Below are 19,975 nucleotides of genomic sequence, written 5' to 3' on the forward strand. Positions count from 1 at the left end.
GTCTCCCAAGATCCGGCCCGATGGTTCGGGTCCGCCGCTAACCTCAATGCGTCAGTTCGATGGCCCCCTCAGGGCTTTTCGTTCGGGAACAGCAGCAGCCAGTCGGCTTCGGCCTGGATGCGCGCAAAGAAGCTCCAGCTATCGACGTTGATCGAACGCTTCAGCCAGGGCTTCGCCTTCTCGGGCTCGCCGCTCAGTATATAATAGTTGGCGAGGCTGTAGGCGGTCGACGCCGCGACGCCGTCGGCGGTCGCGAAGGCGCGGCCGCCGTCCTTGTCGCTGAAGAAGCTGTCGGCGGCGCGGTTGCCCTTGAACAACTGGATGCCGTCAAAATAGGTATCCGACCCGCCCTTCGGATGAACTTCGAACAGGGTCAGGTCATAGCTGTCGAGCAGCTTCTGTGCCTCGCGGAGCTTCCCGGCGCGTGCGAGCGACAGATATTCCCAATAGGTGTTCGCCGTCCGCGCCTCGATATCGTGCGTAAAGGCAGCCGATTCGGCCGATTTGGCGAACCATTTCGCGGCATTTTCGAAGTCGTGCTTGCCGAAATAAGCCTGCCCGAGGTGGTAATAGAGATAATATTGCACGACGTCGGGGTCGCCCGGGAAATAGTCCGGACCCGGCTTTTCGCGCTCGAGCGGCTGGTTCTCATAGAGCTTCGCGGCCTTCAGCCCCAGTTCGATCGACTTGTCGAACTCGCGCAGGGAGAAAGCGCGGTGCGCGCGGTGGCGCAGCAGCTTGCCCGAATTGGGGAAGCGCTTCAGCGCCTGATCGTAAACCGCCGCCGACTCCTTCGTATAGCCCTGATAGAAGAGGATGCGGCCGTACCAGGTCGCACTGTCGACCGTCATATTGCTCTCGAACGCCGCTTTCGCGTCACGCGCCGCGCGATCCAGCGTCTCGACCGACGCGACGTTCGCATTGCGTGCGGGGGCGGTGACCATCCGCTCGCCGAGCAACGACATGCCCTGAAAGCTGCCTTCCTGCGCAACTGCGGTCGCGGGCGCTGCGATCAGCAACAGGCCGGCCGATACCAGCAATTTCAAATGCCTGCGGTTCATCATAAATCCTCTCCGAAACAAAATTCGTGTCTTCAATCGATATCGAGATCGAACTTCACGCCCTGCGCAAGCGGGAGCGATGTCGAGTAATTCACCGTCGCGGTAACGCGGCGCATATAATTCTTCCAGCTATCGGATCCCGACACGCGGCCGCCGCCCGTCACCTTCTCGCCGCCGAACGCGCCGCCGATCTCGGCCCCGCTGGTCCCGATGTTGACGTTGACGATGCCGCAGTCGCTACCCTGTGCCGACTGGAAACGTTCGGCCTCGCGGACGTCGCTGGTGAAGACGCATGACGACAGGCCCTGCGGCACGCCATTCTGCAACGCGATCGCCTCGGCGAATTCGGTGTAGGACAGGACATAGAGGATCGGCGCGAAGGTTTCTTCGCGAACGATCTCGCTCTGCGTCGGCATCTCGACGATCGCCGGACGGACATAATAGGCATCGGGCGATCCAGCGATCTCGATCCGTTCGCCGCCATGGACGGTTCCGCCTTCGCTGCGCGCGCGATCGAGCGCGCGCTGCATCGCATCGAACGCCGCCTTGTCGATTAGCGGGCCGACATGCGTCGCATCGTCGAGCGGGCTGCCGATGTTGAGGCTGCCGACCGCGGCAATCAGGCGCTTCACGAAATCGGCGCGAATGTCCTTGTGAACGATCAGCCGGCGCAGCGTAGTGCAGCGCTGGCCGCACGTACCGGTCGCGGCGAAGATCGTCCCGCGCAGCGCGAGCCCGATATCGGCGCTGGGCGCGACGATGGCGGCATTGTTCCCGCCGAGTTCGAGCACCGGCCGGCCGAAACGGCGCTGGACGCGTACGCCGACATCCTGTCCCATACGGACGCTGCCGGTCGCGCTGACAATCGAAACCCCCGGATGGTCGGCGATGATGCCGCCGCATTCGGCATCGCCGATCGCAATCTGGACCAGGTGATCGGGCGCAAATTCATAATCGGCCGCGACCTTCTGGAGCAGCTTTGCGAAAGCAAGCGCGGTCAGCGGCGTCTTTTCGGACGGCTTCCAGATCGCGCTGTCGCCGCAGACGAGCGCGACCGTCGTACCCCATGCCCACACCGCGGCGGGAAAGTTGAACGCCGAGATCAGCCCGAGGGGGCCAAGCGGGTGCCAATATTCGGTCAGCCGGTGCTCGGCGCGTTCCGACGCGATGGTCAGCCCGAACAACTGGCGGGAAAGGCCGACGGCATATTCACAAATGTCGATCACTTCCTGCACCTCGCCGCGCGCTTCGGTCAGGATCTTGCCATTCTCGATCGTCAGAATCTGCGACAGCACCTCCTTATGCTCGCGCACGAGTTGGCCGTAGCGCCGGATCAACTCGCCGCGATGCGGCGCGGGCACCTGCTTCCACGCAAGGAAAGCGGTTCCGGCATTTGCGACCATCGCATCCATATCGGCGGCGCGATGCATCTTCAGCGTCGCAAGCGCCGAGCCATCAATCGGCGAAAAGACTGCAAGATCCGATCCGAGATCGTCCGAGAGCGACAGGCCGAGTTCGCCGAACAGGTCGGCAATTGTATCGGCAAAGGCACCGGAAACCGACGAAGAGGAGAGAGACGTATCGATAGCGTTCATTGTGATGTCCGTTGAAAGCGTTGCAAATGATAGAGAACCGGCAGGATCACGGCGCGTCCGTCCGGTCGTGAAGAATGACCCGGCCGTCCTTGATGACGGTGGGGACATGTTCGAGCAGCGTGATGTCGCGATAAGGGTCGCCCGCCACGGCGATCATGTCGGCATATTTTCCGACCTCGATCGTTCCGAGATTGTCCGACTGGCCAATCAGCGCGGCGGCATCCACTGTCGCCGACCGCAGCGCCGCCGCCGGCGTCATCGGGCCCTGTTCGACCATCAGGCGAAACTGCCGGGCATTCTGGCCGTGCGGCGACACGCCGGCATCGGTGCCGAAAGCGAATTTGACCTTATACTGGACTGCTAGCCGGATATTGCGTCCCGCAACGCGGCGCGCTTCGGCCATCTTCGCCTGCACCGCCGGGGTCGCATCGCCATCCTTTCGGCCGTCGAGCAGGCCGAGGGTGGGCACCAGCCAGGTGCCGCGTGTCGCCATCAATTTGGCGATGTCCTCGTCGAGATATGTCCCGTGCTCGATCGAATCGACACCCGCGCGCACCGACGCGGCGACGCCCGCCTCGCCATGCGCATGCGCCGCGACCTTCAGACCGAGGCTGTGCGCAGTGGTGACGATCGAGGTCAGTTCCTCGTCGCTCAAATGCTGCCCCAGCCCGCGTGCCTGCTGCGACATGATGCCCCCGGTCGAGGTGACCTTGATCAGGTCCGCGCCATATTTCGCCGCCTCGCGGACGCGCAGCGCGCATTCGACCGCACCCGTGCACGCGCCGGTATAGTCATAGGGATACAGCGCTTCGGTCGCCTTGCGATTGAGCCCCGACATGTCGCCGTGCCCGCCAACGATCGACAGCGACGTGCCCGACAGAAAGATGCGCGGCCCGACCACTATACCCTCGTTCACCGCATCGCGCAGCGCGTGGATCGAATAGCCGTCCGACCCGACGTCGCGCACCGTCGTAAACCCTGCCTCCAAAGTCTTTTTCGCATTGGAAAAGGCAAAGAGCGCGACGTCCTCGGCGGTATCGATAGCCCCCGACCATAGCTTCGTTTCGGGCGAGAAGCTGAAATGGACATGCGTGTCGATCAGGCCGGGCAGCAACGTCCGGCCCTTAAGGTCGATCGCCTTCGCGCCGGGGCGCTCGACATAGCCCGATTCGATTTCGGCAATACGCCCGCCGCGCACGACGATCGTGCTCGGTCCAAGCGGCTTTTCGCCCGGAATCGCTACAACTGCGCCCGCATGAATGACCAGCGCGTCGGCCAGTTCGACGCCGGCAGGCGCAGCGACAGCCATGCCCGGAAGCGACACGCCGATCGCGAGCGCCGACAATTTTCCAATGCCGCTCAAGCGAAATTCTCCCGCTGGCCCATGCCGCGAGGCCGCCCCTGCAGCACTCCCCTTTTGCATAGGAAGTTTTTGCTAGTTGAGCAAGAATTTTTATGATAGGAAAATTTTAGAAATTATGACACATGACGGAAATCGCCGAATTTCCGGGTGGGGAAACGGGTCCAAAAGGAGGGAAAAATGTCGAAGTTCGTGTCACGCCTGTTGTTGTCGTCAGCGCTCGCATTCGCGATTACGCCGATGGCGCATGCCCAGTCGGCGCCGCCAGAGGATGACGGTGCAGAGACCAGTGAGGGCGGCGGCAGCGACATCGTCGTCATCGGTACGCGCCGCAAGGATCGTTCGATCACCGACAGCTCGGTCGCGATCGACGTCATCGCGCCGGAACAGATCGCGACGACCGGCTATTCGGACGTGAACGATGCGCTGCGCACGCTGGTGCCCGCGTTCAACGCCCAGCGCCTGCAGGGCAATGACGGTTCGTCGTTCGTGCGCCCGGTCACGCTGCGCGGCTCGCCCGCCGACCATGTGCTGCTGCTGATGAACGGCAAGCGTCGCCACCGCGCCTCGATCGTCCAGATCGGCACCGGTCACGCCTCGACCTCGGGCTCGCAGGGCCAGGACTTCAACGTCATTCCGCCGATCGCCCTGTCGAGCGTCGAAGTTCTCCGCGACGGCGCGTCGGCCCAATATGGCTCGGACGCCATCGCCGGCGTGATCAACATGGAGCTGAAGAAGGCACGGAGCGGCGGCTCCATCACGGCCCAGGTCGGCGAATATTATGAAAGCGGCGGCCGCACCTATGACATTCAGGGCCACCTCGCTGTCCCGGTCGGCGACAACGCCTATTTCAACATCGCCGCGCAATATACCGATCAGGCAAAGGCCTATGCGAAGAAGGCCACCCACGCCGGCGCAGAAGCGCTGAGGGCTTTGGGCGTCGCTGGCGTGCCCGAACATCCCGAAGGCAACCTCGATCCGCGCTACATGGCGTTCAAATCGGTATGGAACGCCGGCATCGAACTCAGCGACGAGCTCGAACTCTATAGCTTCGGCAACTATATGACCGGCAAAAGCTCGGTCACCTTCGGCCTCCGCCAGCCCTTCGCAGCAGGAGGCCTCAACGGCCATGGCACCTACGCCAATTCGGCGTTCGACCTGTCGCCCGCGCACCCCCAGCAGTTCAACCTTGCCGCCATCTATCCGGGCGGCTTCACGCCTGAATTCCGCGGCCATCTTGAAGATTTCAGCGCCTTGGTGGGCCTGCGGGATCAAGAGGGACCGCTGACCTGGGACCTGTCGGCACGCTATGGCACCAACACGGTCGATTATTCGATCACCGGCACGATCAACGCCTCGATGGGCGTGAAGTCGCCGACCTCGTTCAAGCCCGGATCGCTCACCCAGCGTGAAATCCAGTTCGATGCCGAAGTCTCCTATGAACTGAGCAAGGACATCCTCATCTTTGCCGGCGCCAGCCACCGCAAGGAAACCTATGTCATCGGCGAAGGCGATGTCGCGAGCTACACGACCGGCCCGCTGCAGGATCTGCCCGCGGGATCGAACGGCTTCCAGGGCTTCTCGCCCGAATTCGCCGGCAGCTTCGATTCGAACAGCTATGCGGTGTTCGGTGAAATCGATGCCGACATCACGCCCTGGTGGAATCTGTCGGCGGCCGCCCGCTATGAAGACTATGACCAGTTCGGCGACAATTTCAGCTACAAGGCGTCGACCCGCTTCGAGCTGAGCGACGCCTTTGCGCTGCGCGGTTCGGTCAGCACCGGATTCCGCGCACCGGCCGCTGGACAGGTCTTCGGCACCAGCCTGACGTCGCAGCTCGACGGCGTCGGCGGCTTCATCCTCGATGCCGTGCTCGTTCCGGGTTCGCCCGCCGCGCAGGTGTTCGGATCAAAGGCGCTGACCCCCGAAACCTCGTTCAACATGTCGGCGGGCGTCGTCTTCACCGGCCTCGACGGTTTCCTGACCACGCTCGATTTCTACCAGATCGACGTCGACGACCGTCTGTTGCTGACGCCTTCGCGGAATACGACCGCTGCGGAGCGCGCCGCGCTCGCTGCGATCAACTTCCCGAACGGTGCGGACATCGAACAGGTGCGCTATTTCCAAAACGAAATGGACACGCGCGTGCGCGGTTTCGACCTTGTCAGCACCTATCGTCATAGCTGGTCGGACAATGCGTCGACCGACTTCAGCCTTGCTGTAAACTATAACGAGCAGCATCTGCGCGGCGCGCCGCCTCCGGGATTCAGCCCTGCCATCGTTACCGAGTTCGAACGCGGCACCCCGCGCTGGCGCGGCAATTTCTCGGCAACGACGAAGGTCGGCGATTTCGGCTTCATGGCGCGCGCAATCCACTATGGCGCATGGCGCCGCCTTGATGGTGCGACGTTCCTGCCACGCAAGGCGGTGACTCTGTTCGATGCCGAGGTGACCTATTCGGGCATCCAGGATGTCGAGCTGAGCGTCGGTGCACGCAACATCTTCAACATCTTCCCGCCGGGCCGCGGCCCCGCTCGCGCCCGCGCTGGTCTGATCTATGACAATCACAGCGTATTCGGCGTCGCAGGCGGCTTCTATTATTTGAATGCCAGGTATAAATTCTGATCTCGTCTGTTCGAGATCGGCCTCTATTTCCGGTGGGCACATACGGAATTGGCATATCGGATATGCCAATTCCGTAGCCTATCGGAAATTTGTGCCCTATAGGTGGCGGCGGCTGATTGGCCGGACTTCTTCCCCCAGCCGTCCCCCATTGGCCGATGCCGTGCGATCTCGAGTAAGTGAAGGATTGGAGTTTTATGCCGCCCAGAAATGGAGACGAGCCGGAAGTTTTGGGTGCCGTTCGTACCGCGAAGCGGCCTCGATCCGAAGGCTTTCATCTGGGTGAGCGGTTGCGCCAATTGCGCAAGGAACGCGGGATGACGCTGGAGGATGCGGGTCGCCTGACCGCGCTTGCGGCGTCGACCCTGTCGAAGATCGAAAACGATCAGATGTCGCCGACGTTCGACGTCGTTCAAAAGCTCGCCACCGGTTTCGGTATCGACATCACCGAACTCTTCGCCAGCAATTCGGGACAGGATGCCGCGGGCCGACGTAGCGTTACGATGGACGGCGCGGGCCGGTTGATGGAAACTGAAGTCTACCGCCACCGACTGATCGCGGCCGAGCTCAAGAACAAGAAGATCCTGCCTTTCGTCACGACGATCAAGGCGCGCAGCCTCGAAGATTTCAAGCGCTGGTCGCAGCACAGCGGCGAGGAATTCCTCTATGTGCTCGAAGGCGAAATCTGCTTCCAGACCGAGCATTATGAACCGGCGATCCTGGGCGTTGGCGACAGCATCTATATCAACAGCAGCATGCAGCACGCCGCCTACTCTACGAGCGAGGAAGACGCCGTCGTGCTGTGGGTCAACACCGGCTAGGCGAAAGCCTGCCCGATCATCGGGCTTGCAATAATTTTCCGATACGCTAATTTCTTTCCAATAGAGAATTGGAGAGGGCGAAGCTATGGACAGACGGAATTTCATCCTGTCGGGGGCGGCCTTGTCGGCCACGATGGCACTGGCACCCGCGGCGGCGGCTTTGGCGAAGACGCGCCCCCTTACCTTCGATGCGATGGGCGAGGTACGCTTCGAATATGATGCGGCGCTGATCGGCCAGATGCGCGCCAGTGGACTCGACGCGATCACGATCACGCTTTGCGATCCGAAGGCTTATGAGGGCCAGGCGTATGAAGAGGCCATTCAGGCCGTCCTCGACCATGACGCGCATATCGCCAAGCATCCCGAACTGTTTCTGAAAGCGACGAAGACCGGCGACATCGACGTCGCGCGTGCGCACGGCCAGCTCGCGCTCTTCTATCTCTTCCAGAACAGCACCCAGTTCGGGCGCGACCTCGACAATGTCGACCTCTTCTACAAGCTCGGCGTCCGCTCGGCCCAGATCACCTATAACGACCAGAATTGGGCGGGCGCGGGGTGCAAGGAACTGGGCTCAAACGGCCTGACGCACTTCGGCCGCGACCTCGTCGGGCGGATGAACGAGCGCCGGATGCTGATCGACCTCTCGCATTCCAACATGCAGACGATGGCGGACACGATCACCGCGTCAAAGGTTCCCGTTATTATTTCGCACACCGCGTGCATGGCGGTGCACAGCAATATCCGCAACACGACCGACGCCAATTTGCGCCTCCTCGCCGACAAGGGCGGAGTCGCCGGCATCTGCCAGATGCGTCCGTTCCTGACGACCAAGCGCGACGACGCGCTGCCCGAATATTTCCGCCATATCGATCATGCCGTCAAAGTGATGGGCGCCGACCATGTCGCGATCGGCAGCGACCGCGACCATCGTGTCGTCGAGATGACCGATGCCTATATCGCCGAACTGAAGGCCGAAGAGGGCGCCAATTTCCACGAACCCGACTGGCCGCTGTTCATCAACGAACTCAACGGCCCGCGCCGCATGGAAGTGGTGTGGGATGGCGTACGCAAGCTCGGCTATCCGGCAAGCACCGTCGAAAAGATCATGGGGACCAATGTCCGCCGCATCTATCAGGAGGTGATCGGATGACCATGCGCTTCATCGCCTCCGTCTCCACCTTCACCCTTGCCTTGCTGCTGACGGCAGCCCCCGCGTCGGCGAACGTCCCTGACGCCGACGCGGGGAATTGCGCGACCAGCCTGATCGGTACGCCGCTGACGATCCCGAAATATTCGGCCGCCACGCAGAAGATGCTGGACGAGGATATCGCGATTGCCGAAGCGGCGCTGCGCATCGCGCCGGGCCGCGAGGACAGCCATATCTGGTACGGTCGCCGGCTCGACTATGCGGGGCGTATCTGCGACGCGGTCGATGCCTTCAGCGCCGGGATCAAGCAATTCCCGGACAGCTATAAGCTCTACCGCTTCCGCGCCCGCGACCTCACGCGCGCGCGCAAGTTCAAGGAGGCGCTTGCCGATTATGAAAAGGCGCTCGAACTGATGGGCGACACGCCCGACAGCTTCGAACCCGACGGCATGCCGAACCCGATCGGCCTGACGATCAGCACCTATCGCGGCAACATCGTCTATTATCACGCGCAGACGAGCTTCGCGACCGGCGACTATCCGACGATGGTGACCGGCATGGCGAAATCGCTCGAACTGTCGGCCGATTTCGCGCGCGACGACATGCGCGTGCCGACAGCCTATTGGACCTATCTCGCGTATCGCAAGATGGGCCAGCACGACAAGGCTCGCGCCGCGATCGACGCGATCGAACCGAACCTGAAGCTGATCGAGAATTTCACTTATTATCAGGCGGTTCAGATCATGCAGGGGCGGCTCGACCCCGCGGGTTTCAAGGACACGCGCGACAGCACGATCAAGTTCGCGATCGCGATGGAACGCCGCTTCGCCGGTGACGAGACGGGCGCGAAGGCGCTGCTGGCAGAGATTGTCCGCGAAAACCCGCAGGGGCATTGGCCTTCGGAAGCCGAACTCGCGAGCCCCGGCCGAAAAGGCTATTGATCGGGCCTGATCGACCCGATCTCGCCGCTACCGACCGTTGGCGGCGCTCGCCACTTCGCGCTCTGCCTGCACAAAGCCATATGCTGGAACGATCGCATCGTCGCGCGCGACCACGCTCGACCATCGATCGGTCAGCTGACGGCCGGCATCGGGATCGCGCCCCAGGAATGCGCCACCCGACAAGGTGATTTCTGCGCTCGCGAAATGCCCCGCGCCCGCGCAGAGGATGGCGCGCGTCGGCGCGGCGTCGCCGACCAGTGCCAGCAGGCCGGGGCTGACAAGCGCCGGATCGAGCGCCGTCAGGCTTTCCTCGGACAGAACCCCGTGTGTCATCTGCGTCGCGGCCGTCGGCGCGAGGCTGTTGACGCGAATGCCGTATTTCTCGCCCTCAATCGCCAGCGTCTGCATCAGCCCGACGAGCGCCATCTTCGCGGCGCCATAATTGGCCTGCCCGAAATTGCCCCAGAGCCCCGACGACGATGTCGTCATCACGATGCGGCCATATTGCTGCTCGCGCATCGTCTCCCACACCGCCTTGCAGCATATTGCCGCTCCCATCAGGTGGACGTCGACCACCAGTCGGAAATCGTCGATGCTCATCTTCGCAAAGCTCTTGTCGCGCAGGATGCCCGCATTGTTGACGAGGATGTCGATCCGTCCCCACGCATCCAGCGTATCGCGGACCATCGCGCCCACCGCGGCCTCGTCGGTCACCGAAGCCGCTATCGCCATCGCCTCCCCGCCGTCGGCGACAATCTCCGACACCACCTGTTCCGCGGCGGACAGCGCGAGGTCGTTCACCACAACGCGCGCGCCCTGCCTTGCGAGGTAGCGCGCATGGGCACGGCCCAATCCGCCGCCTGCCCCGGTGACGATCGCGACCTGCCCATGCAGCGGCAATACATCATGTCCCATATCAATCTCCATTCACTCTCTAGTGAGTTAATATCTTGAACAGGCGCGGGGCGAAAGAGCAATCGTGTCTTTCGCCTAGACCTTCGTGCTGCAGATTTGCCGGAAGCCCGCCGCCATGAACGATGCCATGCGCGCCTTAATGGCTTCGAAGTCCTCGGACTTGCAGACGCCGCCCGACAGCTTGTCGATGCGCCCGGTCCGCGCGAGCGTGACCATCAGCGCGCCGGTGACGAAATGATAGCCCCAGAAGATATCTTCTTCGGCGCAATCGGGCATCGCCATTTTCAGTAGCTCGATCAGGCGCAGCACCACGGGATCGAAATGGCTGTCCATCAGTTCGGCGCCCCATTCGGGGGTATTTGCGACCTGCGCGCCGAGCGCGCCGTAATTTTTCCAGCCGTCGCCGCCATGGATATAGAGATCGAGGTCGGTGTCGAGAAAGGCGTGAAGCGCGCCCTCGATCGTCGGTTTGCCGCCGCTCGCGCGATCATATTCGTCCAGCGCCTGCATCCGCTTGGTGCTCGTCACCACCGCGCGGCGCGCGAAGACGGCGTCGAACAGCTTTTTCTTGTCCTCGAAATAATAGTTGAGCAGCGTGTGATGCACGCCGACGCGCTTCGCGACGTCCTTCAAAGTGACGCCGTGCAGGCCGTGCCGCGAGAACAGTAGCTCGGCCTCGTCGAGGATCTGCTCCATCGTCTCGGCGCGCTGTTCGGCCTTGGTCGATCGCCGACGCGTTTTCGCCTCTTCTGTCACTCGTCCGACTTCCAATATCTGTTCCGTCGCCGCCCCTGCCGCGACGTCCCCATGCCGATCAACCCGCGCCATAGTCGTTCCGCAAGCGAATCTTATCGATTTTTCCGGTCGGCGCCAGCGGCATGGAGGGAAGGCGCACGACCGCGTCGGGAATCCACCAGGGCGCAACCCGGCCGGCCAGCGGCGCAAGCAGGTCGGCATCGCTGATCTTGGCATCCGCTCCAAGCTCGACCAGCAGCACCGGCCGCTCGCCCCATTTGGGGTCCTCGCGGCCGATCACCGCGGCGAGCGACACCTGTGGCAACGCGCCAACGACAGCCTCGATCTCGGCGGGGTTGATCCATTCGCCGCCCGACTTGATCAGATCCTTGGCGCGGCCGGTGATCGACAGATTGCCGCGGGCGTCGATCCGCGCAAGGTCTCCGGTCGCGAACCAGCCGTCATCGTCGGTCGCCGTCTCCTCCTGACCCAGATAGCGTTCGACGACCGCCGATCCGCGAACGCGCAAATGTCCCTCAACCCCGCGCTGTTCGGGAAGGGCGATACCGGCGGCATCGGTGAGCAGCAGGTCGACGCCGATCGCGGGCCGTCCCGATACCGAAGCGCTGCGCAGCGGATCGTCCGGCGGTGCGATCGTGCCGAGCGGCGACAGCTCGGTCATGCCCCAACTGGTCTGGACGCTGACGCCAAGGCGTCGCTCGATCCGCTCCATCAGCGCGGGCGGCATCGGCGCGCCGCCGACGATGATGCGCCTCAGGGATGGCAGTTCGCCGCCCGTTGCCTCCAGATGCTCGACAACGCCGAGCCAGACTGTCGGCACGCCGACGCCGACGGTGACGCCCTCGGCCGCGATCAGGCGCGCGAGGCTCGCCCCGTCAGCCTGACGGCCCGGGAGCACGAGCTTGCCGCCGACCGCGGGAAGCGCAAAGGGCAGCCCCCACGCGTTGGCGTGAAACATCGGCACGACCGCGAGCACGGCATCGCGGTGCGTGAAGGCCATGACATCGGCCTGAAGCGCGCGCAGCGTGTGGAGAAAGCTTGCGCGGTGCGTATAGGTTACGCCCTTCGGCGCACCCGTCGTGCCAGAGGTAAAGCAAAGGCCGGCGGGCGAGCGCTCGTCGAAGCCGCCCCATGTCGCACCGCCCGGCGCGTCGTCGATCAGCGTTTCGAGTTCGCGAAGCGGCGGCGCGGCGGCAGGCCAGTCGCTCGCGGATCCGTCGATCACCAGCACCTGCGCGATCGCAGGCGCGCGCTCGACGATCGACCGTGCGAGCGGCAACAGGTCGGCGCTGACGATGAGCAGCTTCGCGCCCGATTGCACCGCCATTGCCGCAAGCTGCGGCGCGGTCAGCCGCGGATTGAGCGTGTGACAGACGGCGCCGATGCCCATCGTCGCATACCAGGCCTCGACATGCGCCTGGCTGTTCCACGCGAGCGTCGCGACGCGGTCACCCTCCTCTACGCCGAACCCCGCGAGCAGCGATGATATGGCGAGGCTGCGGCCGCGCAGGCGTCCGTATCCGATGCGTGCAACGCTGCCGTCCTCGCATGCAGTGACGACTTCGGCATCACCGTGCCAGCGCGCCGCGTGATCGAGGAATTTGTCGAGGGTAAGCGGATAATCCTGCATCATTCCGTGAATCATGGACAATTCGCGTCCTTCGCGAGCACGGGCGAGACGATCCCCGTGTTCCAGTTCCACGGCTGGTTCCCTGCCGCCCGGCGGCGGCAAACCGCGGTTTCGTGAAGCGCATACATGCCGGGCATCAACCGCACACCGGGGCGCGGAATGTCGGCGAACGCGATAAAGGCCGCATCGCCACCATAAGCCCGCCAGGCCGCCTGCCCCGCCGCCTCGGGCTTCCCCGTCTTGGCGAAGGAGACCCAATAGTCGCCCATTGCGGTCGCAAGGCGGCGTTCGGCAACCGTGTCGGGAATCTTGGGCCAATAGGGCGGCGTATCGCTGGCGGTGCCGAATACAAACGGAATTTCTGCCGCGTGAAAGCCGTGCAAACCCGCCTCGCTCGCCGCCGGATAGCCATGGTCGAAGAGGTAGAGATAGGATGGCTGGCCAAGCGCGGTCTGCTTGATCGCCAGCCGCTCCGACGTCCAGCCATACATGGCGTCGCGCGTCGTCGCGAGGATTGCCTCGCCCAGATCCTTTGCCGGATAGAGTTTCAGCCAGGCATCGGCGAGGTCGCCGTAGCGCTCGCGGATCGCGGCTTCATAAGCCGCCGCATTGGCGGGAACGGGCGGCGCAAGCATGCGTAGCGATCGGATTTCGCCGATATTGAACCCGGCTATGATCGGCACCGGCGCCTGTTCGCCGCGGTCGAAAGTGTCGACGAGCTGACGCGGCAAAATCTTGCCGTCGATCGTTCCCCACGGGAAATAGCCCGCCTTCAGCGCCCCATCCGATAGCGCGGTTGCGTCCATCGCGCGGAGCGTCGTCAGATCGTTTGCGCCAAGCGCAGCCGCGACCCGTAACCCGGTCGCTTCGGCGGCTGTTTCGCCATGGCGATCCCCTTTCAGCGAAGGGGTCGAGATCATATAGGCGCTTTGCGCGATCGCCTTGTGGAACAGCCCCCGCGCCTTTGGCGAGGCCATCAGATACATCACGCTGAGCGCGCCGGCAGACTCGCCCGCGATGGTAACATTGCCCGCATCGCCGCCGAACGCACGGATATTGGCCTTCACCCATTCGAGCGCCGCGATCTGGTCGAGCAGGCCGTAATTGCCCGACACGCCGTCGGGCGATTCCGCGCTCAGCGCCGGGTGGGCCAAATAGCCGAGCACCCCGAGGCGGTAATTGATCGACACCACGATAGCGCCGCGCGCCGCCAGCTTTGCACCGCCGTACATTCCCTCATGGCTGTAACCCGTCGTCAGCGCGCCACCGTGGATCCAGACGATCACCGGCGCATCCTTGGCATCCTCGGGCGCCCAGATATTGAGCGTCAGGCAATCCTCGGAAATCTTCGCGGGCGGATTCGCATAGATATGGACGGCCGCGGGGCGCGGCTGGATGCATGCGGCGCCAAAGCTCTGCGCCTTGCGGACACCGGGCCATCCCGGCAGCGGTTGCGGCGCCTTCCAGCGAAGCGGCCCAACCGGCGGCTGCGCAAAGGGAATACCCTTATACTCGCGAACCTTGCCGACGGTCTTGCCCTCCAGCGTCCCGGCGGGTGCCTCGACGACCGGGTTCGCGGCGATGGCGGGCGCCGCCATCAATAGCCCCGCCGCCGACAAGGCGGTGCGCAACGATTTCATGCCTGTATCTCCTGCCGACCATCCTCTCGGCGCAGCAGCCGCGCGAGCCAGAGGAAAAGTCCGATCGCGATCACGTAAAAGGGCGTCAGCGTGTAAAGCGCCGTTTGCAGCCCGTGCAGGTCGCCCTGCGCCTTGAACCAGTCGCTTGCGAAGCCGACCCATGTCGGGCCCAATCCCAATCCGATGAAGTTCATGATGAGCAGCAGCAAGGCGCCGGCGAGTACGCGCTGATTAGGCTTCACTTCCTCCTGAACCAGCGCGACCGAGGCCGAGAGGTAGAAATAGTTGAAGACCATCACGACGGTGAGCAGCGCCAGCGCGAGCGGCCAGCCCGGCGCCCAGACGAAGGCGAGATAGAAGGGCATGGCGACGGCCAGCGAGATCGCGGGCGCGACCGCATAACCCGCCCGCGACTTGCGAACCATCCGGTCGATCACGCGGCCCGAGACGATCATCCCGCCGCCCATGCCGATCAGCAGAACCAGCGCATACCAGATGGCGACATCGCCAAGCTCCATGCCCTTTTCGCGCATCAGGAACAGCACCGCGAAATTGCCGAGGCCATAGGTAACGAATTGTGTCGCGCCGCTACCCAGCGCCGCGAGCATCAGGACCGGGTGCGACAGGAACATGCGCACCGTCGGCCAGAAGGCGGCCTTGTCGTCGGCGGACGGGATCGAGGGCGTGGCCGCGACATCGGTCGCACCGCGCGTCGGCTCGCGGACCGTCAGCCATACCGCGAGCGCGGTGACGATGCCGATCGCGCCCACCGCGATGAAAGGAATGCGCCAGCCGAAACGCTCGGCGATCGCGGCGCCGAACGCCACCCCGGCCGCGGCGCCGATCGCCGGACCGAGGTTGAAGATGCCGAGCGCGGCGGCGCGTTTGCCCGGCGGATAGGTGTCGGTGATGATCGCATAGGAAGGCGGCACACCGCCCGCTTCGCCAAAGCCGACGACCATGCGCGCGACGACGAGCTGCGTGTAGTTGGCAGCCATGCCGCATGCGACGGTCGCTCCGCTCCAGATCGCGCAAGCGGCCGACAGCACGCCGACACGGCTGGTGCGGTCGGCGAACCAGCCGACGGGGATCGCGATGAAGCAATAGAACATCGCGAAATAGAGCCCGCTGATCAGCCCGAGCTGACCGTCGCTGATCTGCAGCGCATCCTGGATCGGCTTGGCGAGGATCGACAGCAACTGCCGGTCGAGGAAGTTCAGCACATAGACGAAGCAGAGCATCCCCAGAACGAAAGTCGGATTACTCCCCGGCCGCGTGGACGCTGCGACCGGGGAGAGGGAGGCCTCTGCGCCCGCCATCGTCAGAGCCCGTAGCCGAGGCGGATGCCGAACGTCCGCGGACGCATCGTCCCGAAGCGGCTCACGAGGAAGGCTTCAGGGTGGATATAGGTGATCGAATGATCGTCGAAGAGGTTCTCGACATAGAGCTGCGCCGAAATATCACCCTTCTTCAAACCGAAACTGAGGTTGACGTTGCTGTAGGCGTCGGTCTTGCCAAAGGTCGAGAGCGGTACGGTGGGACGGCCCGGCGTATTCGGGAAGCTGCTGTTATACGACCCGATATGCTGCGCATTGACCGCCAGCATCGCATCGACGTCGGTCGCAAGCTTGAAGCTATAGGACATATAGGCCGACCCCTGGATGCGCGGCGCCGATAGGCGGTGGCCCAGCACCGCGCCCGAAATCGCCGCCTCTTCAGGCGACAGTTTGGTGATCTTCGCGTCGTTATACGCACCATTGAAGCCTATCGCCCAACCCGTTGCCGGGACCACGCCGACTTCGAACTCGAAGCCCTTGCTGCGCGCGGCGCCGATGTTGGTGGCGAACTGCACCGAGTCCGACACGCGGTTCGCCTGCGCCTGGATGTTGCTCCAGTCGATCTGGTAGAATGCGACGTTCATGCTGACGCGCCCGCCCAGCCAGCGGCCCTTCGCGCCCACTTCATAGCTTTTGAGGTCGTCCGAGCTCGCCCCGTACGGAATGACAAGGTCGTTCGGATCGACAAGGCTCGGCCGGCCCGCGAAGGCGTTGACGATCGGCGCCCGGAAACCGGTCGAGAAGGTCGCGTAGGTCGTGAGCGCATCGCTCGGCTTGAAGGTCGCGCTCGCCTTCCACGACGGCTTCGACCCCTTGGCCTTCACGCCTTCGACCGCCGCATAGGGCGTGAAGGTCGTGAAATTCGCCGGCAGCCCGAGCAACGCATAGTCGTAATAGTTGAAGCCGAACGCAGTCGCGAGATAGCCGCCCGCCTCGGTAAAGCCCTGCGCCGACGTCTCGCCATAGCGCATGCCGCCGGTGAGCCAGAACTTGTCCGAGAAGCGGTAGGTCAACTCGCCAAAGCCCGCCAGTTCCTTGCTGAGCGAATGCGTATACTGCTTCTGGAAATATTTGTCGGGCAGTCCCGTCATGTTTCGCGCCGCGAGGAAAGCGAGGTTCGAGCGGTAGAAATAATCGACGTCGCGGCGACGATCGAGATAGAAGCCGCCGACGACGAACTGGAATGGACCGTCGAGCGTCGAGGCCAGGCGCGTTTCCTGCACGAACACCTTGTCATAGGCATCGGCATCGAGGCCGAAGGCGATCGGCGCCCCGGGAAACGAGCCGGGCGCAAAGGTCCCGGCAAGATCGACATAGAAACGCTGGTCGAAATCCGAATAGGTCGACGAGCTGGTGAGCTTGGCAAAGTCGAACTCATAGTCGATCGTCGCATTGGCGATGAACTGCTTGCCCGTAAAGCGATCGGGTTCGTCGGAGATGCGCTTGTTGCGACCGAGCGAGGGGCTCGTCAGCGACGAATCCTTGGGATTGCTGTACTCATAGCTGCCGAGCAGCTTGATCGACAAACGATCGGTCGGGCGCCACAGCAGGGTCGCGCGGCCGCCATAGTCGATCAGCGTGTTCGAATTCTTCACGCCCGTCCCGACATTGTCGAGATAGCCTTCTTCGTCACGGTAGAAACCGACGACGCGGAGCGCGAGCTTGTCGTCGACGATCGGAACATTGACCATCGCATTATAGCGCTGGCGAAAGCTGTCCGACCCGGTCAGCCCAAGGTCGACGAGCGCCGACACATCGAAATCGTTGAGATCGGGCGTCTTCTGGAGGATACGCATCGCCCCCGACAGCGAGCCTGATCCAAAGAGCGTCCCCTGCGGCCCGCGCAGAAACTCGACGCGCTCGACATCGAACAGGTTCGGGTCGACGACGGTGGTGTTACCGATCGTCGAGACCGGAAGCTCGTCGATATAGATTGCGACGGAGCTTTGCAGGTTCGCATTATAGCCGTTGGTCGCGATGCCGCGCGCGGTGAAATTGTTGAAGTTCGCGGTGGGCTTGTTGAGCACGACACCCGGCGTCTCGCGGCCGATGCCCTCATATCCGACGATGCCCTTTTCGGTCAGCTCTTCCTGTGAAAAGGCCGAGATGCTGATCGGCACGTCCTGGATGCGCTCGGCGCGGCGCGTCGCGGTGACGATGATGTCGCTGCCATCCGACGCTTCGTCGGCCTGCGGCACGGTTTCGCTCGCGTCCTGCGCGGCGGCGCTCACCGGAATTGCGAAAAGCGCGCCCGCGCATACGGACGCAAACAGCTGAACCCTCATCTTGCCCTCTCCCAAAATGTCGCCGCTCGATCGTCGGCATGGCGCATTCATGGCAGCGGTCCGGAAATGAGTCAATATTCACTCTCACGTGTGTGAATAAAATTCCTACTGCCCAAATATGCCGACGATCAGCCCGTTCCGCCCGATAGCCGGGCCCCTTTCATTTCGCCCCGCGACAAACCCGGTCGACGCTGATATGGGGAGCGCCATGCCGGGTGCGTTGATGCGACTGCTGATGATTGTCGGGGTGCTGCTTTGCAGCATGCATATCGCCGAGCCCGCGTCGGCGCATTCGACGTCGAGCGAAACCGCCTTTCACCTTTCGGCCGGCGACGACGAAGGCGACGATCCGAATCCCGTATCGAACCTGGCGCACGGCGGGCATCATCATTGCCCGGTCGCCCCCGATCCGGGTGGCCCGTCGGCGGGTTCCGAACCGCACCCTGCCCGCGCCCCGCTTTTCGCGGCGCCCGCGACGCAGCTCGCCTCGCGTATTCTCCCGCCGTTACTCGATCCGCCGCTCCTCGCGATCTGAGCACGCTCGCCGCTTTCCGGCGGCGATCTCTCCGATCAATCGAGGATGATCCATTATGTTCAGGTACGTTGCTGCCCTCGCGGCAGCCACATCGTGCGTCGCGATCGCGCACGCACAGCAGGTCGGCACCGAAAGCCGGCAGATATCCGGCCCATTACTGACGCTCGACCAGGCGGTCGCGCTCGCGGGCGGCAGTGCACCCGCAGCCGATGCCGCAGCGGCAGAGGTCGACGCCGCAACGGCGGCGCGCCGCGTCGCGGGGCTCCGCCCCAACCCCGCGCTTGCCGTCGAGGTCGAGAATTTCGTCGGAACCGGGCCCTATAAGGGCGTGAACGGCGCCGACGTGACGGCGAGCGTTGCGATCCCGCTCGAACTCGGCGGCAAAAGACAGGCGCGAATCGCAGTCGCCGACGCGGCGACGCACCGCGCGCGGATTGAGCAGGCGATCGCCCAGGCCGATATCCGCCTGCAGGTGACCGAGCTCTATATCCAGGCCTCGGCTGCCGAAGTGCGGCTCGCAATTGCCGCGGACCAGTTCCGTATCGCCGGGGACACAGCGCGCGCCGCGACGATCCGGGTACAGGCGGGCCGCGCATCGCCGCTTGAGCAGGAGCGCGCTGAAGTCGCACGCCTGACCGCCGAAGCCGGAGTCGAAAAGGCGCGCCGGCTCGTCGATGCCGCGCGCGCCAATCTGGCTCGGCGGATCGGGCGACCGGTCACCGGCGCACTTGATATCGCCGTGCTCGGCGGACCGGCGAGCGCAGCGATGGGCCCGCCGCGGCCGGCCATGGCGACAGGCACGCTCGCGCTGGCTGCGGCCGACGCCAATCTCGGGGCGGCCGATGCAGGCGTAAGGCTGGCACAATCGCAGCGTGTCCCGGACCTCACCGTCGGGCCTGGCATTCGGCGTCTAGAGGCCACGAACGACGTCGCGGCAGTGTTCAGCGTCTCGGTGCCGCTGCCGCTGTTCAACAACGGGCGCGCTGCGGTCGACCAGGCGAATGCCGAACGACGGCGTGCCGATGCACAGCGCCGCGTGACCGCACTCGATGTCGAGCAGCAGATCGGCGACGCCCAGGTCGAGGCCGCCAATGCGGCAGCCGCGGCGCGCGTCGCGAGCGGCCCCGCATTGTCGGCGGCGATGGAAGCCGCGCGGATTGCGCGCATCGGTTACCGCGAGGGCAAATTCGGGCAGCTCGAACTGCTCGATGCCGAACGGACGCTGACCGACATGAGGTCGGCGTCGATCGAAGCCCTCGCCTCCTATCAACTCGCCAAGGCCCGGTTGGAACGCCTCACGGCTCCCGCGCCGCTCGAAGGAAATTGAACC

General features: G+C 63.8%; 15 protein-coding genes. 6 read left to right on the plus strand and 9 right to left on the minus strand.

Annotation, left to right across the window (positions count from 1 at the left end):
• Positions 1-68 precede the first annotated feature (68 nt).
• The 3 genes from SC1_RS14555 to SC1_RS14565 are packed head-to-tail and all read right to left on the minus strand — an operon-like array spanning position 69 to position 4,019.
• Positions 69-1,061 carry a hypothetical protein gene (locus SC1_RS14555; RefSeq protein ID WP_193749185.1) on the minus strand — a complete coding sequence of 331 codons (993 nt, stop codon included), beginning with the start codon at positions 1,059-1,061 and terminating at the stop codon, positions 69-71.
• Between the two features lie 32 nt (positions 1,062-1,093).
• Positions 1,094-2,656: an aldehyde dehydrogenase family protein gene (locus SC1_RS14560; protein WP_062183127.1), complete on the minus strand. Its 1,563-nt coding sequence runs from the start codon at positions 2,654-2,656 to the stop codon at positions 1,094-1,096.
• A gap of 46 nt (positions 2,657-2,702) precedes the next feature.
• Complete coding sequence (locus SC1_RS14565; protein ID WP_062183130.1) at positions 2,703-4,019, minus strand: amidohydrolase family protein; 1,317 nt, start codon at positions 4,017-4,019, stop codon at positions 2,703-2,705.
• 177 nt (positions 4,020-4,196) lie between these two features.
• Between SC1_RS14565 and SC1_RS14570 the strand changes: the two genes are divergently transcribed.
• The 4 genes from SC1_RS14570 to SC1_RS14585 all read left to right on the plus strand — a co-directional run bounded on the left by SC1_RS14570 (position 4,197) and on the right by SC1_RS14585 (position 9,547).
• Positions 4,197-6,641, plus strand: coding sequence for a TonB-dependent siderophore receptor (locus SC1_RS14570; protein ID WP_062183133.1), 2,445 nt, complete (start codon positions 4,197-4,199; stop codon positions 6,639-6,641).
• A 194-nt stretch (positions 6,642-6,835) separates the two neighbouring features.
• A complete protein-coding gene (locus SC1_RS14575) occupies positions 6,836-7,459 on the plus strand; it encodes a helix-turn-helix domain-containing protein (RefSeq protein WP_083435865.1) in 624 nt (207 codons plus the stop codon).
• Positions 7,460-7,544: 85 nt separating this feature from the next.
• Positions 7,545-8,609 (plus strand): dipeptidase, encoded by a 1,065-nt coding sequence (locus SC1_RS14580; RefSeq protein ID WP_062183140.1) that lies wholly within the window; start codon positions 7,545-7,547, stop codon positions 8,607-8,609.
• On the plus strand, positions 8,606-9,547 hold the full coding sequence (locus SC1_RS14585; protein WP_062183142.1) for a tetratricopeptide repeat protein: 942 nt from the start codon (positions 8,606-8,608) through the stop codon (positions 9,545-9,547). Before SC1_RS14580 ends, SC1_RS14585 begins: the two co-directional genes overlap by 4 nt.
• A 27-nt stretch (positions 9,548-9,574) precedes the next feature.
• Here SC1_RS14585 and SC1_RS14590 read toward each other — a convergent pair whose 3' ends face one another.
• From SC1_RS14590 to SC1_RS14615, 6 genes are all read right to left on the minus strand, one after another.
• Positions 9,575-10,462 (minus strand): SDR family NAD(P)-dependent oxidoreductase, encoded by an 888-nt coding sequence (locus tag SC1_RS14590; RefSeq protein ID WP_202966802.1) that lies wholly within the window; start codon positions 10,460-10,462, stop codon positions 9,575-9,577.
• Positions 10,463-10,537: 75 nt separating this feature from the next.
• Positions 10,538-11,290 (minus strand): TetR/AcrR family transcriptional regulator, encoded by a 753-nt coding sequence (locus SC1_RS14595; protein ID WP_083435866.1) that lies wholly within the window; start codon positions 11,288-11,290, stop codon positions 10,538-10,540.
• On the minus strand, positions 11,277-12,863 hold the full coding sequence (locus SC1_RS14600; protein WP_062183144.1) for an AMP-binding protein: 1,587 nt from the start codon (positions 12,861-12,863) through the stop codon (positions 11,277-11,279). Before SC1_RS14600 ends, SC1_RS14595 begins: the two co-directional genes overlap by 14 nt.
• Positions 12,860-14,488, minus strand: a complete 1,629-nt coding sequence (locus SC1_RS14605; protein ID WP_062183147.1) for a carboxylesterase/lipase family protein — start codon at positions 14,486-14,488, stop codon at positions 12,860-12,862. Before SC1_RS14605 ends, SC1_RS14600 begins: the two co-directional genes overlap by 4 nt.
• Positions 14,485-15,807, minus strand: coding sequence for an MFS transporter (locus SC1_RS14610; RefSeq protein WP_062183150.1), 1,323 nt, complete (start codon positions 15,805-15,807; stop codon positions 14,485-14,487). The genes SC1_RS14605 and SC1_RS14610 overlap by 4 nt, the downstream gene beginning before the upstream one ends.
• Positions 15,808-15,809: 2 nt before the next feature.
• Positions 15,810-18,110 (minus strand): TonB-dependent receptor, encoded by a 2,301-nt coding sequence (locus tag SC1_RS14615; RefSeq protein WP_062183153.1) that lies wholly within the window; start codon positions 18,108-18,110, stop codon positions 15,810-15,812.
• A 208-nt stretch (positions 18,111-18,318) separates the two neighbouring features.
• On the opposite strand from SC1_RS14615, the gene SC1_RS14620 reads away from it, so the two are divergent.
• Both SC1_RS14620 and SC1_RS14625 read left to right on the plus strand, forming a co-directional pair.
• Entirely contained in the window at positions 18,319-18,645 is a 327-nt protein-coding gene (locus tag SC1_RS14620; RefSeq protein WP_062183156.1) for a hypothetical protein, read from the plus strand.
• 55 nt (positions 18,646-18,700) lie between these two features.
• The gene (locus tag SC1_RS14625; protein ID WP_062183159.1) at positions 18,701-19,972 is read left to right on the plus strand and encodes a TolC family protein; all 1,272 of its coding nucleotides are present in this window, start codon (positions 18,701-18,703) and stop codon (positions 19,970-19,972) included.
• The last annotated feature ends 3 nt before the right edge of the window (positions 19,973-19,975 follow it).

Origin of the sequence: Sphingopyxis sp. C-1 (assembly GCF_001047015.1) — a bacterium.
Lineage (GTDB): Bacteria > Pseudomonadota > Alphaproteobacteria > Sphingomonadales > Sphingomonadaceae > Sphingopyxis.

What these genes read in the sequence shown, in the direction of transcription:
- SC1_RS14555 (WP_193749185.1), bottom strand. Translation starts at nt 1,061, where the DNA reads ATGAACCGCAGGCATTTGAAATTGCTGGTATCGGCCGGCCTGTTGCTG.
- SC1_RS14560 (WP_062183127.1), bottom strand. Translation starts at nt 2,656, where the DNA reads ATGAACGCTATCGATACGTCTCTCTCCTCTTCGTCGGTTTCCGGTGCC.
- SC1_RS14570 (WP_062183133.1), top strand. Translation starts at nt 4,197, where the DNA reads ATGTCGAAGTTCGTGTCACGCCTGTTGTTGTCGTCAGCGCTCGCATTC.
- SC1_RS14575 (WP_083435865.1), top strand. Translation starts at nt 6,836, where the DNA reads ATGCCGCCCAGAAATGGAGACGAGCCGGAAGTTTTGGGTGCCGTTCGT.
- SC1_RS14580 (WP_062183140.1), top strand. Translation starts at nt 7,545, where the DNA reads ATGGACAGACGGAATTTCATCCTGTCGGGGGCGGCCTTGTCGGCCACG.
- SC1_RS14585 (WP_062183142.1), top strand. Translation starts at nt 8,606, where the DNA reads ATGACCATGCGCTTCATCGCCTCCGTCTCCACCTTCACCCTTGCCTTG.
- SC1_RS14590 (WP_202966802.1), bottom strand. Translation starts at nt 10,462, where the DNA reads ATGGGACATGATGTATTGCCGCTGCATGGGCAGGTCGCGATCGTCACC.
- SC1_RS14595 (WP_083435866.1), bottom strand. Translation starts at nt 11,290, where the DNA reads ATGGCGCGGGTTGATCGGCATGGGGACGTCGCGGCAGGGGCGGCGACG.
- SC1_RS14600 (WP_062183144.1), bottom strand. Translation starts at nt 12,863, where the DNA reads ATGATTCACGGAATGATGCAGGATTATCCGCTTACCCTCGACAAATTC.
- SC1_RS14605 (WP_062183147.1), bottom strand. Translation starts at nt 14,488, where the DNA reads ATGAAATCGTTGCGCACCGCCTTGTCGGCGGCGGGGCTATTGATGGCG.
- SC1_RS14610 (WP_062183150.1), bottom strand. Translation starts at nt 15,807, where the DNA reads ATGGCGGGCGCAGAGGCCTCCCTCTCCCCGGTCGCAGCGTCCACGCGG.
- SC1_RS14615 (WP_062183153.1), bottom strand. Translation starts at nt 18,110, where the DNA reads ATGAGGGTTCAGCTGTTTGCGTCCGTATGCGCGGGCGCGCTTTTCGCA.
- SC1_RS14620 (WP_062183156.1), top strand. Translation starts at nt 18,319, where the DNA reads ATGCCGGGTGCGTTGATGCGACTGCTGATGATTGTCGGGGTGCTGCTT.
- SC1_RS14625 (WP_062183159.1), top strand. Translation starts at nt 18,701, where the DNA reads ATGTTCAGGTACGTTGCTGCCCTCGCGGCAGCCACATCGTGCGTCGCG.